Here is an 18,989-nt window from a genome sequence, read left to right as displayed (position 1 = left end):
CTAATCACTACTTTTTCTTCTTCCGTAATCCCGTAAGGCCAAAGATACTTGCAAGACCCGCGAAGAGGAAGCCAAGAGTTGCTGCCTTTTCGTTGTTAGTGTTACCAGTCTGTGGTAATTGGTTTGTCTTGTTATGGTTTCCGTTGGCGTGATGGTTAATTTGAGAAGAAATTGAATTGTCATTTGCAATATGACCAGGATTTGCATTGCCGTGTCCCGGAACATTGCCACCTTCACCTGGTTTACCAGCATTATCACCATTATTTTCTGGGTGATCTGGTGTTACCGGTTGGTTAGGATTATCTGGATGATCGGGATTTACCGGTTGGTCTGGGTTTACTGGATGATCCGGATTTACTGGTTGGTCTGGGTGGTCCGGATGATCAGAACCTTCAGTCACAACCTTAATGGTAATGACACCATTTTCAATCTTAATCTCTGTTGGTAATTCTTGACCAGCAGCTAGCTTGTAACCAGCTGGAACAGTAAGTTCTACTGGAATAGTCTGACCAAGGTCACCACTGTAATCTTGGCTAGCAACCACATTCCCAGATTCATCAACGAATTGAACCTTTTCGGTAGCCGTTTCAGGTACCGGTGGAATTACTATACGTTGAACCTTTACGATAACAGTTGGAATTCCATTAGCAGTTGCGATAACTGTCTTTGGAATGTCCTGACCTGGGATGATTTCCCAACCTGCTGGTGCGACTGGATCAACATTGATTTGCTCATCAGTCTTGCCAGAAAGTGGCGTCGAAGTAATTTCTTTGCCATCTTTATCTTGGTAGGAGATCTTACCTGTTTGCTCATTTGGAGCGTAAGTAATCTTGACTGTCTTATCCTTGGTTTCACCAGTTACCTTTTCAGCAGCTACACTAGTTGGATCAGCATTATAACCAGGAACCTCATCTGGAGTAAATGCACTCCATTCACCTGTCTTCCAATCATTATTCCACTTGGTCTTGCCAGTTACTAAGTCTTTAATTCCGGTTTCCGTTAAGGTAACTGTTTGCGTCTTAGTCTTGCTTGTGCCAAATGGGAATTTTTCAATGATTGTTCGAGTAACATCCCTTGTTTGACTGGTACGAGTGGTCTTGTGCTTCAAGTGAATCTTAGTAATACCAGCCGCAATGGTTACTTTCTTTGGTACATCACCAACAGGCTCATAGTTTGCCGGAATTTCTGGAGTAAATGTAACTTCACTACCTTCCGTTCCTTCAACTACTTGCGTACTAATAAGTCGACCATTTTCGTCATCATCAACATACTGAATTACTTGTTGATTTTCTTGAGGCTGTGAGATTGCCTTGTAAGTGATCTTTACCGTAGAATTCTGCGTCTTATCAGTTACAGTTTCTTCAGGTACATCACTAATACTTGCAGTATAACCATCAGGTACTTCTGGAACATATTCAGCGAGCGTAGCAGTTGTCCAAGGATCCCAAGTTTCCACATTAGTTACTAGATCAAGTACACCCTTATGAGTAATTGTTACCTTTTGTGTTATCGTCTTGGTACCACTTGGCAACTCATCAATAATCGTCCGGGTGACTGTCTTAGAATCACTAATATCTTGAGTCTTATGCTTTAGAGCAATGGTAGTAATACCGCCCTTAATCATAATCGTTGACGGTAACTTGCCAACTGGCTCGTAGTTTGCTGGAACCTCTGGAGTAAAGTCAATTTGACTGTCCTCAGTTCCCGTAACTGTTTGAGCACTAATTAACCGGTCACCTTCATCAGCATCAACATAGTGAATTACCTGTTGACCCTGCTCTGGTTCTGGCACTGCCTTGTAAGTAATAGTAATTGAACTATTCTTACTATCTGGCGTTACAACTTCATTAGCTACAACTTTATCTGCTACTAAACCATTAAACTGTTTTGGTGTAAAGCCAACAAATGTAAATTGACCATCACCCGGTGTCCAACTACCAGGAACCGTCTTTCCAGTTACCAGATCAGTCTTAACCGTCCGACTGAATTCAACGGTTTGCTTCTTTTGACTATCTGGAATTTGTGATAATTGATCAGGAATTAAACCTTCATAGTTAATTGTCCGAGTAACATCTTTTGTTTGAGTATCTTGCTTAGTCTTGTGAACTAACTTGATGTACAAATGTTGCTCTAGCGAAGTACCGAATGTGTAATCTCCAGGTAAAGTTTGGCCTTGAGCTAATTCGTACTTATTCGGAATCGTTAAGCCAAGATTGTTAATTGTTGAATCAGCGACACCGGTCTTGGTAATCGTCTTACCGACCTGCTTGTTGTTCTCATCAGCGTCTTGGAACTCAATCGTTAAGGTAGCATCTAATTCAAACTCGGCAGTTGAAGAAATCTTCAAGTCATAGTTTGGATTTGCCTTGATCAACTTCTGCATCGAGGCTGGCGTTAATGAAATCAAGTAAGTACCAGATTGGTTTGGCGTGCTTGCAAATTCGTACTCTAAGCCATCCGGAACAGTTACGCCCGCTGGCACATCAAGGTGGTAATTACCAGCATTGATCTTAGCAGTAGTTTCTTGTTCAAAGCCAGCGATCTTAACCTTAGCTTCTGCTGGACTAATTACATAGGTAATCCGACCACTTTCACTAAGCTGGTAGTTTGGATTATCCGCCTGAAGCTGATCTAACCCGGCCTTAGTCAAACGAATATAGTAAGTGCCTGCATCAGTTGGGGCATCAATCTTATTACCTTGAGCGTCAACCCATTCGTAGTCGCCAGCAGTTAAACCAGTGGTGTTCAGGCCTTGACCATTGATAAGGCCTTCAGCAGTCAAACTACCCTTATCAGGATTAATTACTGCCGGTTGACCATCGTAAGTCTTGTCATCGTTACCACTAAGCGTGACGTTAGCTACCTTTGGATTAATCTTGAAACTTGCAGAGCCTTGCAGCGAATCAGCATCTAACGTTACGTTGCCATTACCAGCATACTTATCAAGTGCTGCTTGTAAGTTAGCCAAACCTTGGTCACTTAACTTAATGGTGTAATTACCAACCTTCGCCGCATTATGCCCTATCGTGTAGTCACCGGATTGAAGTTGGTAAGTATCGCTGTCAGTGCTACCTGGGAAGGCAAACTTAACCTCGATGTTTCCATCGGTGCTATTCAGATCAGCCAATGAAATGTCTTGACCATCATAAGTCTTGGAATTCTGACCACTCAACGTTGCCGTACCAGCGACTGCGTTAATCGTGTAAGTGAATTCACCAGTAAATGCATCGTTTGCAAAGCTGTAATTTGGATTATCACGCTTGATTTGTGCAATTGCACCATCATTAAGCTTCAAGTAGTAAGTACCAGCATTCGTTGGCTCACCGGTCATGATGGTGTAAGTGCCATTGGCATTCTTAGTATACCAAGTGTAGTCACTAGCGGTTACACCAGTGTGGTTCAGGTTCTCACCAGTAACAAAACCAGTTGAGTTCCAGCTTACCTGAACATCGGCAGCTGATGTGGACTTACCATCGTAATCACGACTTGCAGAATTGCCAATCGTAACTGTTGCCGGAGCTGGCTTAATGTCGTAATTAATGACACCCTGAGCGGCATCGAAGCTGTAGTTTGGATTCTTCTGCTTCAATGTATCAAGGAAGCTATCCTTTAGCCGTGCTTGGTAGGAGCCAACATTCACTGAAGCATTCTCCAGCTTCTTGCCAGCTGCACTGTACCAGTCAAAGTCATCGGCAGTTAAACCGGTATCAACTAATGGCGTTCCTTCAAGCGTGCCATCAGCCTTAATTGTCAAGCCATTCACATCAAGATTTGCCCCTTGACCGTTGTAAACCTTGCTTTGATCATCACCAGAAATTGTAACATTGCTAATTTCCTTTGGCGTAATCGTAAAGCTTGCTTGGCCAGTCAGATCATTAGTTGAAATCGTAACGTTAGCAACGCCATCTTGACCAGTCCCTGCTAACTCTTTCAGACGATCTTGCAAGTGTTGCAGAATCTGATCTTGATCCAAGTTAATGGTGTACGTCCCGACATTCGTTGGCGCACTGCCATTCACCCATGTATAGTCGCCTTCTTGCAACGTGTAAGTACTTTGCTCAGTACTACCTGGGTAAGTAAAGTGAACTAAGATTTGACCATTACTATTAAGCTCTGGCGTCGTTACCGCAAGACCATTAAAGATCTTTTCGTTTGAACCGCTTAAGTCAGCCTGAGCAGTCGCTGCAGTAATCATGTAATGCGCTTTTGGCGTAAAGGTCCACTTGTAATTGTCACCATTATTGCCGGTTAAGTTCTTTAGCTTGCTTTGCCCATTTGCTGACAACTCAACTTGATAAGTACCAACATTAGTAGCATCCCCGACAATTTGTAAATCATCAGCTGCTAAAGTCAAAGTTTGCGATTGCCCATCTGGGGAGTAAACAACAACTGAATACCCAAGATTGTATTTAGTTGGATTCAGTTCACTAGCTACTGTTTCTTTAGCGTCATAAGTCTTGCCATCATTACCGGTCAAAGTTACAGTAACTTCACCTTGCTTAACCGTTAACGTACCGTGAGTAGTTACATCAACAGCATCTTGTGGATAAGCGTAATTAGTCCCTAACTTGGTCTTAATGTGAGCTAACCCTTGAGCAGATAATGCTACCTGGTAAGGCCCAACATTTCCTGGCGTTTGGTTGAAGACTAAGTCACCAGGTTGAGCTTGATAAGTCAAGGTTGAACCATTTTCGGTCTTCACGGTTAACGTATAATCATTTACTTGTGGATCTTCCTTAATCGTGGTTAACCAGTCTGTTGAGCCATAGTCAACGGACTTTTCACCGCCAACAGTAATCGTCACTGGCATCTGGTCAACGATGAAGTTAGCACGTGCGTCACTAGCTTGCGTCCAATCATAGTTCGTTGATCCAGTAAGCTTTTGCAGCTTCTGCAATCCCTTAGCGGATAACTTAACTTGGTAAGTACCAACATCCCCTGGTGTAGTGACAAATTCAAGATCATCATTACTTAACTGAACATCAGTATAAATCTGCTTAGTCGTTGTTTCCGTTGCGCCTTCCGGTTTAACCGGTGCCGTGATAGAAAGGGTGTAGCCATTGTCTCCATACTTAATTTCTGGAGTTTCACCATCAACGTACTTCACATGTTCAGCACCATTAATCATTACCGTAGTGGTTGCTGGTGTAATAACATAGCTGGCTGGCTCATGACTAGCCTCGACATCGCTATCGCTAACACTACTATTGCTGCTCCTAAGCAGTGCCATTACAGCCCTACCAATATTGCCAGAGAAGTCATAGTCTGGGAATAATTGACGCAGTTCATCAGTTAAGTGCTTCGAAATCTTAACCTGGTAAGAACCGACATTAGTTGGAAGACTACCATCTGGATAGCCATCAACGTAAAGGTCACCAGCTTGCCAAGTAACGTTCTTCGTATTAGGTTGACCATTAACATAAAGGACACCGTTTTGCCAAGTAATCTTTGGCTTGGCGCTGCTCTCGAGCCAATTACTAAAGTCTAACGTATAAGCACTCGGATCAAATGGTAAGTAGGTTCCATAAACAGTCGTCTGGTTACCAGTTAAAGTTAACTCAGCCCTGTGTTCATAGATGTAGTAATCTCCATGATTCTTTGACTGACTAATTGTGTAATTACTTGCACCAGAGAGTGCTTTAATCTTTTCAAGTGCAGCAACGGTTAAACGAACTTGATATGGTGTACCTGTTACTGATGTACCGTCTACATTTTTACCAACATTCGCATGAACTGCAGGTTGACCATCAGCATCGACAATCTCAAAGTCAGCTGGAGTTAAGTTAAATTGACCTAAACCAGTCGGTTCTTTATCTGAATTGCCCCAAACTAGTTTGATATCGCCAGCATCAATTTGAGCTTGGGTAAGCTTTGCCGGTTGATTATCAAAGACCTTTGAAGCACTACCAGCAACCGTAATTACTAATTCAGCTGGATCAACAATATAGTTAATCTGACCAGTGATCGTGCTCTTGCCATCCTTAACAAAAGTGTAGTTCGTGTTGGCATCAGCAAATTTCTTTTCACCTTGAGCATTCAACTTCAAGATATAGTGACCAGCGTTCGTTGGCGCAGAAATCGGATTACCATCCTTATCAAACCAATCAAAGTCTGCACTCGTAAATTCTGGAATTGTTAAGCCCGCAACATTGTGGAAACCAAAGTTGTTCTTTACATCTGCCTTTGTTGGATCAAATTTAACCTGATTACCATCGTAAGTCGACTTTTCGTCACCATACAGTTGAACGTTCTCAGCGACTGCTTGCTTAATTTCAAAGTCAGCAGTACCAGCCTTGTCAGCGGTCGTGATCAAAGCAACATTGCCTTCACCAACAGCTTGGTTAATCTGCTTTTGAATATTATTAATTCCAGCAGCAGTTAACTTAATCGTGTAAGTACCAACGTTCTTTGGTGCTTGACCATCAATGGTTTGCCATACATAGTCGCCAGCTTTTAATTCAAAAGTCTGTGGCAAGTTAGAAATGCCAGTACCACTAATGACAACCTTAATTGTCGAACCATCAGCATACAAGTCAGCTGTCGTTACTGCCGAGCCAGTATAGGTCATGGAGTTGCTACCGCTAAGTTCAGTTGTAACTTTGGCCTGAGTAATAGTGTAAGTACCAGTACCAGCTGAAGCATCGGTTGGCCATTCTACATTAGCACTATTAATAGCCTTAATGTGATTCCAACCAGCTTGTGATAAGCGAACATCGTATTTACCAGCATTAACTGGAGCTTCAGTTACCCAATGACCGTTGACATTAAATTCAAGGTCACCAGCAACTAGTGAGTAGCTTGAAGCATTTGGTTCATCTAATGCTACATGGTACTTGCTCAAGTAATCTGCAATCGGATTACCAGTATAGGCTTGACTAGGATCACCCGTTAACTTAGCACTAGCCTGGTATTTATTAATCTTTAAAGTACCAAAAGCAGTTTGATCAACGGATATTTCGTAATTCTTACCAAGAGCCTGTTTGATCTTAGCTAAACCGGCGTCAGTTAAAGCAACCTTGTAGCTGTTAACATTCTTAGCCGGACCATTGACAATCTTGAAGTCATCTGAATCAAGGTGAACATTGGTCAAACTTGCTAAAGCACCAGCATTATTGCCAGCAGCCTTGGCGATTGAAACTGTGACGCTGTTATCACCATTAGCTTTGTAAACAACGTTATATGGTGAACCCTTATAAGTCTCAGTTTGTATGCCGCCAACACTAACGACATTCTTTGAAGCGGTAATTGTAAAGTTAGCCGTACCTGAAATGGCATTATCAGCGAACTTCACATTGCTTTGACTATTTTGACCAGTTCCAGCTAGTGACTTAATGTAGTTTTCAACATTAGTAACACCAGTAGTAGTTAAGGTAATCGTGTAGTCATCCGCATCAGTAGCGTTGCCACTAATGGTGTAGTCGTTTTGCTTCAAAGTGTAAGTTTGACCATTTACACCTGGGAAGTTCAAGCTAACCTTGATGTCGCCGTTGTTATTTAATTGTCCGGTTGTAATTGCACTACCGTCGTAAACCTTGCTGTTAGAACCACTTAAAGTTCCAGTAGCGTCAGCTTGTGTAATCGTGTAAACGCCTAAACCAGTATTACTCAACTTGAAGTTAGGATTCTCTGCTTGCAAGTGGGCAAAAGCAGTATCCGTTAACTTCACGTAGTAAGTACCGACGTTCTTTGGATTATCAGTTAAAGGATTACCTTCTTCATCAACCCATTGGTAGCTGCCACCAGTAATGCCATCCATGTTAAGGACAACAGGTTGACCATCAACATTCGCCGTAATTTGGAACTTGCCTGAATCAATCTGGTTAGTTACTTGAGCATCGTAAACCTTACTGTAATTACCTTCAGTAACGTTAACTAATTCAGCATTGGTTTCAAGTGGCGTAATGGTGTAGTTAGCTGTCCCAGTGATTGCACCGTTAGCGAACTTCACGTTGCTTACACCGTTTTGACCTTTACCAACTGCTTGTTCAATGATCTTTTGCACAGCATCAGCTTTAATTGTGATGGTGTAAGGTTGAGTATTAGCAGCGGTTGGAGCTTGACCGTTTAGCGTGTTCCAAGTAAAGTCATCAGCCGTTAAATTAACCGTAGTTGAGTAATTGCTATTGCCATCCTTTGGATAATGCAAAGTCAAAGTGATGTTATTGTGATCATCACTGACATTCAAATCATCGACTGTGACAGCTTGACCGTTGTATGGACGAGTACCACTACCGGCAAGCGTAGCCGAAGCATCAGCTTGATTAATGGTAAAGGTACCATTGCCCGTGTTCTTCAAAATGAAGTTTGAGTTGTTTGCTTGCAATTTAGTTAAACCAGCATCAGTCAACTTGATTTGGTAAGTACCAACATCCTTTGGTGCCTGGCCGTCAACCCAAGCAAAGTCAGCTGAGGTTAAGCCGGCTGCATCAAGGTTAACGGTTTGACCATTCACGGTTATCGTGAACTTGAACTTGCTTGCATCAATTGAACTAGGAGCCGCACCATTGTACGTCATCTCGTAGTTACCAGTTTCGGCATTTGCCATGACGGAATCGTCTTCTAGCTTCTTAATGATATAAGTAGCGTCACTAGTGATCGTTGACTTGCCGTCTTGCGTCCAAACAATACTATTGTTGCCAAACTGATCCTTAATGTTGTCTTCGCCTTGGGTACTTAGGCGTACTTGGTAGGTATCAGCATTAATTGGCATTTTCTTTGTCCAAGTATTACCGCCATCGCTTGAGAATTCAACATCCCCAGCTTGAAGCTTGTAAGTACCTGATGAAGCGGTTGGACCATTTACTACGACGTGAATGCCCTTAGTTAAATCAGCGTTAGTAATTGCGCTGCCGTTGTAAGTGCTGGAGCCATTACCAGTTAATTTGGCAGTGGCAACCGCACCGTAAGTAACTTTAACTATCGTATTCTTAGTTTTATTTGTTACGGTAACTTTACCTAAATCAGCAGCAGTCCCGGCAGTCCAGGTTTGACCACCGTCAGTACTTACTTCAATGCTCCGGCTATACCCAGGAATCTCGCCACCTTGATCAGTGGCAGTCCATGAACCAGTATTCCAGTCGCCAAAATCAAAACCATTCAACACACGTTTAGCCGTTCTCGTTAAAGTTGCACTTCCTGCAGGGTAAGTTTCTGTTTCAGTTTCACCTGGTTTAGTGACTTCAATCGTGCGCTTCTTTTCTTGTTGAACTTGATCATCTCTAAGATAGAAGATTGTTTGTGAACTTGCCTTTTGACCTTCACCTTGAGCAGTAAAGGCAGTATTAAGATCACCCACTAAATTAAAGACTGCAGTATCATATCCGCCATCAATAACATTGGTCTGGTTAGTTCCATTAGGCAAATCAGTTGAATGATATTCCTTACCATCCTTTGTAATGTTTACAGGAAAAGCATTTCTAATACTACTATTGCTTGACCAGTCCCAACTTCCGACTTGATTACTATATTCTTTTGGATCATTTATAGCATATGCTGTTGTCCAATTGTCAGCATACTTAATCGTAAAGTGAGTTGGATCAGTCGAGCCATTAGTAGCAAAACTAACTAAATCTTTCTTAAGGTGAACATCAATGTGAGATGGCGCTTGTAGTTCTTCACCAGGAGTACCATCATCATTAACTGCTCTATAGTACTCAGTAATTGTTCTACTCTCTGTCTTATTTTGGACGTAGTAGATGGTATGATCTTTCTTTTGACCGTAACTCGTTGCTGTGTCGGTTAAAGCGTCTTTACCATCAAAGTTGAATTCAGCAGCATTCTGATTATCAGTCCAGTCACCAGAATCTGTAGCAGTGTAGCCATCATTGGTTGGAACAGTTACTGTGGCAGTGCCGTTATTAATGGTCCATTGACCTTGATGGAAATCAGAAATTCCATTTTTGTAATTAGCATTATTGAACTTATTATCAAATTTCCAATCAGTGTAGGTATCTTTCTTAGTTACATCATCATGGGTCTTCTCACGAGTGTACATAAAAGTAGCTGTTGCATTAGGATTTGCACTTTGCCCAGCATAGTTACCATTAGCATAAATATAATGAACAGTCGCCGTTCTTTCCTGCTGCTCTTGCGTTACCGTAGTTTTATGCTTCAAGTTAATGGTCATCGTTGCATCACATAGCTTAGACTCAACTTCTAAAGTTTTATCCCATTTACAATTTGGAATCCACCAAGTAGCATTTTCTTTACTAAAAGGATCCCAATAACTGGCAGCTAAAGTTACACCTTCTGGCACACCAGAAGCCGAAACTGACTCATAATCGTTTACATTAACACCGGCCGGAAGATGAAGTTGTGATGTCACATCATGATATCCACCATTCCAATTGTCAGCTATCTCAACTGTACCTAAATCCTTCTTTGAATCTTCATCATGGAAAGTAATATAGAAGTGCATCTTCTGGTGAATTAGCACATTAACAGTGATTGGATTCTTAGTAAATTCAGCTAAAGTATATGACGTTGGAATTGAAGTACCAGATGCTAGTTCGTAGCCGTTCGGCACCTGCATCCTGAAATTAAGGTTAGCTTGGACTCCAGGAATAAACTCTTGTGAATAAGTTGGAATATTCTCAATTGGCGCATCATTGTGATATTGATCAACGAACTGGAATTTAACCTTCTGGGCAACATTAACCGTATCTTTTAATTCGTAATAACTGCCTTGATCGTCAGTCTTAGCACCGATTGTTCCCTTTGGTACATAGACCTTAATCGTTACATTCTGCTTGCCACTAGCTAAACTGCCATCAGTATTAGTCTGTAACCCTGACAAAGAATAAGTTGGCGTGTAACTAGCATCACCCTTAGTAATCGTAGAAACTTTCCCCGATTGACCACTTGCAGTATAAGCTTGATAGTTAATTGCATTGCCGTTAGCCTTAGTTAAAATGCCGCCTTGGTTTACACCATTAGCAATACTACCGGTTTGACCATCATAACGATTACCATTAGTGAAGAAGTCCTTCACATTAGAAAGGGATGTCCTAGGAATAACATTAACGTAAACCTTAATCGTCTGGTCCAAGCCACTTTCCGTGTAATGAACCTTGATTTCACCTTCGTTGGTTTGCGTGCTATTAGGTGTAGTTACCCATTCTGGCGTATCGTGTGCTGCCCAGTCCGTTGGCAAATTAAGGACAGATGAAGCGCTAGGAATATCAGTGGTCCCCTCAAGAACAGTAATCGTCCGCAGACCATTGACCGCTACATCACACTTTGCTGGATCGGTCGTAATAGTGGCATCCTTACCTGTAATTGGATTGCCATTTTCATCAACGGTTGGGTAAGTGGCGGTAATAGTAACTGTATTGTAAGAACCAGGGACTGTCCATTTAGGCTCATTAGCAATGTACTGGAAAGTCGTCCCTTCTGGAAAAACATCTAAGTTAGTAACCAAATCTTTGGCTGTTAACTTGGTACCGTAATCAACCGTCTCATTCTTTAACTTAACTTTTGCACGCGAAACAACCGTAATGTTTTTGACAGTATAAGTACTACCAGATGGTAGCGTGATTTTAACATCACCAGTTCTGGTTTCACCGGCTTTATCTAGTACCAACTTCTTGGCCCCATCTTTACCAGCCCATTCAAACTTGGTCCCTTCAGGCCATTGCCCTTCTGGAAGCTTATTTCCATTAGCATCGGTAAATTGGTTGGGCTTGGTAACACCATAGCCACGCTGTGGATCAGCTGGATTCTTAACGAGGGTCGACAAAACTTGGTTATCAGCTTCCATAATCGGGCCGTTACTAATATCAACTACATCTGGGGTACCTTGTGCTATTGATGGCTGAAGTGGTGTAATTGTTGCACTGGCGTTAGTCCATTGAGCATGCATGCCTTCTTGATAAGTGGCTTTATTAGTATTATTTAATTTAGCATACCATTTGTTAACTTGGTCATTAAAGCCTGGTAAAGCATTTATATTCCCTACACCAGTGAAAACATTTGGCTGACCAGCTTTATTCACGCCGTTATAGCCAACCGTAAAAGTAGCCTTAAAGATTCCTTGTCCTCTATTTGCTAGTTTAATCTGCAAATTAGACAAATCAGTAGCCTTTAACTTGGTGCCATCAGGCAAAACAATATGGACTTGCCCATTCATCTCACCATCCGCAATCAATTGTTTAATTAAAACACTATTTTGTCCAAGACCATTAGTATAAGTTGTTCCTTGATTATAAATATAAATGGGGGCAACTTGAATATCCGAGATATATTTAACCTGAACATTTTGCTCTGGTGCATTTGGCAATTGAGCTAGAGTCAAAGTAAAATGATTCTCTTTCGTATTCTTCAAATCTGTTGGCGCTGTCCAATTAGATACCTTAGTGACAATGCCCAAAGCCACTGCTAGCGCATAATCTTGATAAAAATATTCCCCCATTGCTACATTAGTATTAGTACCAGTACCGAGATTAAAAGCCAATTGGGCATCATTACCAAGACTAGTAGCTAATTGGGCGTTAATGGTCGGATCACCACTAGCCATTGGAATATCATCCTTAAGCTTTAAGGTTTTAACCACATATGGCAACTTAACAATATACGGTGTCCCAATAACTTGTTGGCTGACGGTTCCTTCTCCATTCCAAAAAACACTAGTATCAGTTACTTGAACTTCAGCCCAATGAATACCAATCGTACTGGTATCAAGGGGCGCTAAAAGTTTAGCAGTTGCTGAACCCGGATCATAAAGGTCTTGGGTATTTAAGACACTCTTACTACTATCGTCCTGGTCCCAAAGTTTCCGGCCATTAGCATCGGCTGCCGTTGCTGAATCAACTCGATCACCAACGTTGTTAACATAATAGAAAGTATTCGATGTGATGGTAGCATGAGGTTCAACCATAGCGCCAACCTCAACTTCTTTACTGGTGCCGTCAGCATATTGAACCCGAACTTTTCCGCTAATCGGTTGAAGGCTATCTATATCAGCTTGCGTTGGTTTAGGAACGTCACCGACCCAAGTAATTTTGGCCCCAGCGGCTTCAAGTTCAGCCCCATTTTGCAAGAATTTGCTTGCCAGATTAGTTAAATTAGTATCTACCACAACATATGCAACATCGTCGGTCCAAGCAACTGGTGCAGCATTTTCACTACTGTCAGCATGTGGCATTACTGGAACCGGTACTTTGACTGATGAAGCAGCGCTTTGGTCATTATGATTTGCTGATTTATCCGCAGTGGTTTGCTGTGAACTCTGCTGATTAATTTGATCACTAGTTGTTGCTGGCTGTACTAAGCCACTCTTTACAGTTGACGCAGAACTAGCCGTCGTTTGACCATTATCTTGGCTTTTAGCCGTGTCAGTTATTGTTTTAGTCAAAGGCGCGGCTTTAGCAGATGAAGTTACCGCATTAGTAGCAACACTTGTTTGAGCTGTCTCTGAAGTTTGTTGAGTAGCTAATTGGCCCTTGTTTGTGCTACTACTTGCGCTGCTGTTGCTTTTTGGACTTCTACTATTAAGAGCATCCTTAACCGAAGGAGCCTCAATTTCAGTCTCTGGATCTCTGTTCGTTGAATTTGTGTCCGCACTCGCACTAACATTCATCAATGCCGTTGTTCCAAAGGCTAACAGTGCCGTTGCACACGCAGTAATCCACTGTTTCTTAGCCTTATATAACTTGTAGTTCTTTCTTTCAGGGATCATTCTTCGTTGTTGATTGTTTTTACCCAAATTTAACACCCCTCTACGCTGAGATTAAATTCTTACTATTCAGCAATTCATCTTGCCTGACTTAACCAGATAAAGTGAATTACTATCGCGAAAATCACTGATACTAATAGCCAAATATTAATTTCATACTTAGTTTACATATCAATAATTTATTGAGAATCATTCTAGTTTGCCTAGTTTTACTTATACATAATAAATTATATCATTATTTTTACAATCAAAGAAGAAACTTCAATAATAAGGTTAATAGGGTTAACTAATTCTTAATTTTAACCCGTTTATATTTTTATGAAATTATTCACTTCTCGTTCGATAGGTAGCACTAATTAAAATCACCGTTGACCTTCAATGAAAAGGTTAGCGGTGATTTTGCTCTTTTATATTTGTATTTTGGTTAACACTTATTTAAAAATATCAAGATTTAACTCTCGACTTAGAACCTCAAGTAAGGCCAAACCTGCACTACTATTACCTGCTTGATCAAGCGCTGGACTAAAGATTCCGATTCCATAACGATTTGGTGCAGCGGATACTAAGCCACCACCAACGCCACTCTTCGTCGGCACCCCGATCTTAACTGAATAAGTTCCTGATTCGTTGTAAAGTCCCGTCGTCATCATGACTGACTTCGCATAAGTTGCGGCAGCGCTGGAAACTAGCCGCTGACCACTCCACGGTGCAACACCATCGTTCGCTAACGCTGCACCAAGGTTAGCCAAGTCTTCGCAGGTCACCATCATTGAGCACTGCTTAAAGTAAGTCTTCAACGTGGCTGGTACATCACCTTGAAGAATCTCCTTAGCCTTCAAATAGTAAGCTAACGACCGGTTCATGTCGCCTGTCCGTAGTTCCGAGTGATAAATCTCCTCATTCAGGGTGATTTGATTATCATTGCAAAGTTCCCGAGTAAATGCCAACAGTTGTTCAAATGGTGACTGCTGATCCTGCTCCTTAATCAGCGAAGTCATTAAGATTGCTCCACTGTTGACGAACGGGTTTAGTGGCTTTGTTTCCTTAGTAATTTCCATATTCAAAATCGTGTCAGAAGCAAAGCCGGTCTGTCGCGTTTCCACCTTACCTGCTACGGTTGTCATCCCCAACTGCTCAATCGCATACAGGAGAGTGATTACTTTCGAGATACTTTCAATTGCGAACCGGATCTTGGTTGATCCAGCACCAGTTTGATTATTTTGCTTCAGGTCATAAAGGCTAACTCCCAGCTGGTAAGGTTCAACCTTCGCTAATGCCGGAATATAAGTTGCAACGTGGCCATTATCAATCCGACTCCAGCAGGATTGAATTGCGTCTTCTAAGTCCATTCGATCATCTCCTTGTTCATATGATACTGCAATTGATAATATTAATAAAATTATTAAGCGGTAATGAAATTTGTTTTAGAAGTTTTTCCTAGTAATTTTAATTACCTTGCAAAACTACTTTTAACAAAAAACATCTCCCACATTTCTGCAGAAGATGTCAATATTTATACGAATATTATTTGAAGTTAAATCTTAACGTTGCTTACGTTGTTTGATTAAGCCAAACATGGTAGTAAAACTTACAAGTGCCAAGCCTAGAAGAGTACCTTCATGACCACGTTGATTACCAGTTTGTGGTAATTGCTTAGTCTGAGTTTGGGATTGCTGATGAGTTTGAATCTGTTGGCTATTTCCATAATTTAACTTTCCTGACATGTCACGAGCCATAGCTGTGGCACTTTCAGCAGTTAATGATGAAATAGCATTATTGTTTTGTACTTTAACACTACTGAAATTATTATGTTGAACAGTATTTTCTACTGTCCCTTCATCGTTAGCGTTTACTACACCAGATTGTGCGGGCGCTACTGAACTTACTGGAACATCTGATGGTGCGGCTGAACTAGTTGCTGAACTTGCTGGAACTTCTGATGGTGTGGTTGCTGAGCTTGTTGCTGGGCTCGCTGGAGTACTCGATGGCGTGGTTGCCGAGCTTGTTGCTGGGCTTGCCGAAGTACTCGATGGCGTAGTTGCCGAGCTTGTTGCTGGATTTGCCGGAGTACTCGATGGCGTAGTTGCTGAACTGCCACCTTGTTGAGTAGCAGAAGAACCAGAGGTACTCTTTGCCTTCACATGAACTTTTACCGTAGTTTGGTAAGCACTGTGATCTGGGAAGTTCAATGTAACATCTTCAGTATAATCACCAGAATGCTGTATATCATTTAACACCTTGGCTGGATCGGTCCAATTTGCAGTGGTTCCTGCAGGAATTCGTGCTGATGGATCATAGGCAAAGCTCATGAAAAGAGCTAAAGCAGGAGTTTCTTCAACTGTAAGTCGGCCATTCTTAATAACTAATCTTGGTAATTCACTTGTTGTAGTAATTTCTCCAACTGTAATCGTGACATCACTAATCGTTACTTTATCGCCATACTTTCGTGCGTCAGTCCAATAAGCATCATGAGCATTTTGGTATGCCGATTGTGCCCTACTCAAATCCTGTTGTGCTTTAGTAAGTGCCGTTTGATCAGAGTTTACTTGATCAGTAGCAGCTCGTAATTGTTCTTCCAGATCAGTAAGCTTATTCTTAGCTGATGTCAGATTTTCTGTAGCTGTTCGTAATTGATCTTCCTTAATGTTTAAATTATGTTGAAGTGCTGGAATATCACTGGAACCATGTTGCAAGGCTTGGAGATTGCTTTCCAATGTATGTAATTGGTCTTGAGCAGCATTTAGTGTTGTATTTGCGGCAGCGACAGCTTGACTAGCGGTATCATTAGCTGCAGATGCAGTTGCAAGAGCTGAACTCTTTGCCTGGAGATCAGTCTTTAAGGAAGTTAACCGTGCATTAGCTTGGTTATATGCGGTTTGTGCTTCGGTAACCCGTTGCTGCTTAGTTGCTCGATCGGCAGTAATATTATTAACCGCAGTTTGAGCATTTGACTCAGCTGTCTTAGCTTCATTAAGATGGTCACTTGCTTGATTTAACTCGTTTTGAGCTGATGAAACTGCTGAATTAGCAGAAGACAAAGCATTTTGTTTCTCTACTACAGCATTACTATCCGTATTAGCAGCTGTTTGCGCTAAAGCAGCCGACTGACTAGCGGTATTAAATGCACTTTGAGCACTAGTTACAGCACTATCAGCAGTTGACTTAGCTGCATTTGCCGAGCTATCAGCAGATTGAGCATCACTTAACGCATCACTAGCCGCTTTGATTGCTGATGATTCGGCACTCGATGTATTGCTACTTTCATATGGATTATTAATTGCTTGCTCCATATGTTGTTCTGCTTGTCGATTTACAGCAGCAGCATTTAAAGGATTTTGAACGATATTGTAGGTGTTATTACCTAGATCTTGAAGTGCCTCATCAGTGGACAATCGACTAGGAGTAATTTGTAGAATGTGAATTTGGCGAGCGTTCCAATCATTAATTACTGAATTTGATGAACTGGCCCCTAAATACTCATCTTCAACTTTAACTGGATTTGATTGGCTTCCAAGAGTGATAGAGTCAATACCAGTCATTGATATAGCATGCCCCATCTCCGAGCCATTATCATCATTGAACAGCATTCCGGCTATGGTTGATACTACCTGATTTTTGACTTTCGCCATTGTTGTGTCTTTCGTATCTTCAGAACTGAGCTCAGTTCCCAAACTTTCCCCATAACAATTTGTCGGAGCATAATCATCCGGATTAGTATTCTTCTGGTTTGCGAAGCCATGATCATAAGCAGCGTTCTGTAAACCGTAAATATAGTGACCATCTTGGGCACTCTGTGATGCAACATAATTATCCGCAACCTCTTTAGCATAGCTAATCATTCCAGAGGTAACGATATTTTTACCAACTTGACCACTAATCCCCAAATCAGACTGAAGTTTATTTAAGGTGGCAGCAACAAATTCAGACAAATCAGTAACTTGTGCCTTAGTCATATTTTTAAGATCAACCTGTGCTTGCTGATCAGCACTATTTTGATCTACCCAATTATTATACATTTGAGGGTTAACATTACCACTCACATCAGCAGCACCCGAAACGGTCATTGCTGCTCTCCATGCATCAAATTCTGTCAAATTTTGTATGTCGGCTGTACCAAAGCTTACACTTCCACCTTGAGCATATTCCTCCATCTTATTACTAATCAGTCTTTTGACAGCTTTTACAAGATTTTGTGTAGTTGTTTTCTGATCATCCGTCAACTTAAATTCTGGAATGGATGTCTCGGCTTGGACTCTTCCTTGTCTTGCTTCTTCTAATGCTTGACTCTTAGTCGCTACCTCATTGTTAGCACTAGTAGCAGCGCTAGCAGCAGCTGAAGCAGTAGACTTGGCTGAATCCAGAGCAGCACTGGCTGAATTCAAGGTAACATTAGCAGAAGACAATGCTGCACTTGCTACCGAGGCGGCAGATTGAGCAGCAGATAGTGCTGAAGATGCTGAACTCTGTGCTTGCTTTTTCTCTTTCAAGGCAGCACTAGCAGCATTAAAGGTGCTTTGAGCGGCACTCAAAGCCGTTCTTGCATCTGATAATTGTGTAGCTGCCACCGAAGAATTGATATTCGATAATGCATCTTGAGCTTGCTTTAATGCTTGAGAAGCACTTGAAACAGCTGAAGACTGAGCAACTACTGCAGAAGAAGCACTGTTATAAGCACTTTGAGCATTAGATAATGCTGAGGATGCACTAGTCGCGCTTTTGCGAGCATTACTTGACGCAACGGCTGCATCACTAACAACAGTAATTTGACTATTAACCTTATTTTGTGCACTTGTAATTTGTTCGGAAATTGCAGGACCAGCTTGGGCTGTATCAAGAGCACTTTGAGCTTGACTAACGGCTGTCGAAGCATGTTCCTTTGCACTTGATGCATTTGCCACTACTGTTGATTGTGAACTAACAGCATTAGAAGCGACACTTGCAGCACTCTGAGCACTCGTTAACTTCGTTGTAGCTGAAGTAACCGCTTTTTGAGCATTGCTTACAGCTGTTGAAGCATTATCGAGGTTGACTTTAGCAGAATCCTCGTTTCCTCCTCCGCGAACGGGCGTTAGGTTAGGTTTTACTGCAGCCTTGACATTTTGAGATGTTACAAAGCCAGCAGTAGTCATTATGGTTAATGCCATCGCAGCGCGAAGCAACTCTTTATTTAACTTCCTATTTAACACAAAAAGTCCTCCCTTAAAGACAAATAATTCGATTTCATTATAGTCTTTTCAGACGATAGATGATCATTCTTTTTATTAATATTTATTACAAAACTGCTAAAGTAATTTTCCTGCAGCTATCTTTTGACCTT

3 protein-coding genes are annotated in these 18,989 nt (G+C 41.6%); all 3 read right to left on the bottom strand.

Annotated features, from left to right (window positions below):
- Window positions 1–7: 7 nt before the first annotated feature.
- The 3 genes from LKJ51_RS00725 to LKJ51_RS00715 all read right to left on the bottom strand — a co-directional run bounded on the left by LKJ51_RS00725 (window position 8) and on the right by LKJ51_RS00715 (window position 18,858).
- A complete protein-coding gene (locus tag LKJ51_RS00725) occupies window positions 8–13,702 on the bottom strand; it encodes an MBG domain-containing protein (protein ID WP_291980031.1) in 13,695 nt (4,564 codons plus the stop codon).
- Window positions 13,703–14,103: 401 nt separating this feature from the next.
- Entirely contained in the window at window positions 14,104–15,021 is a 918-nt protein-coding gene (glsA, locus tag LKJ51_RS00720; RefSeq protein WP_291980030.1) for a glutaminase A, read from the bottom strand.
- Between the two features lie 192 nt (window positions 15,022–15,213).
- Window positions 15,214–18,858 (bottom strand): SEC10/PgrA surface exclusion domain-containing protein, encoded by a 3,645-nt coding sequence (locus tag LKJ51_RS00715; RefSeq protein ID WP_291980029.1) that lies wholly within the window; start codon window positions 18,856–18,858, stop codon window positions 15,214–15,216.
- Between the last annotated feature and the right edge of the window lie 131 nt (window positions 18,859–18,989).

This window comes from Limosilactobacillus sp. (assembly GCF_022651205.1).
Lineage (GTDB): Bacteria > Bacillota > Bacilli > Lactobacillales > Lactobacillaceae > Limosilactobacillus.
This window is presented reverse-complemented; position numbering and strand designations above follow the sequence as displayed.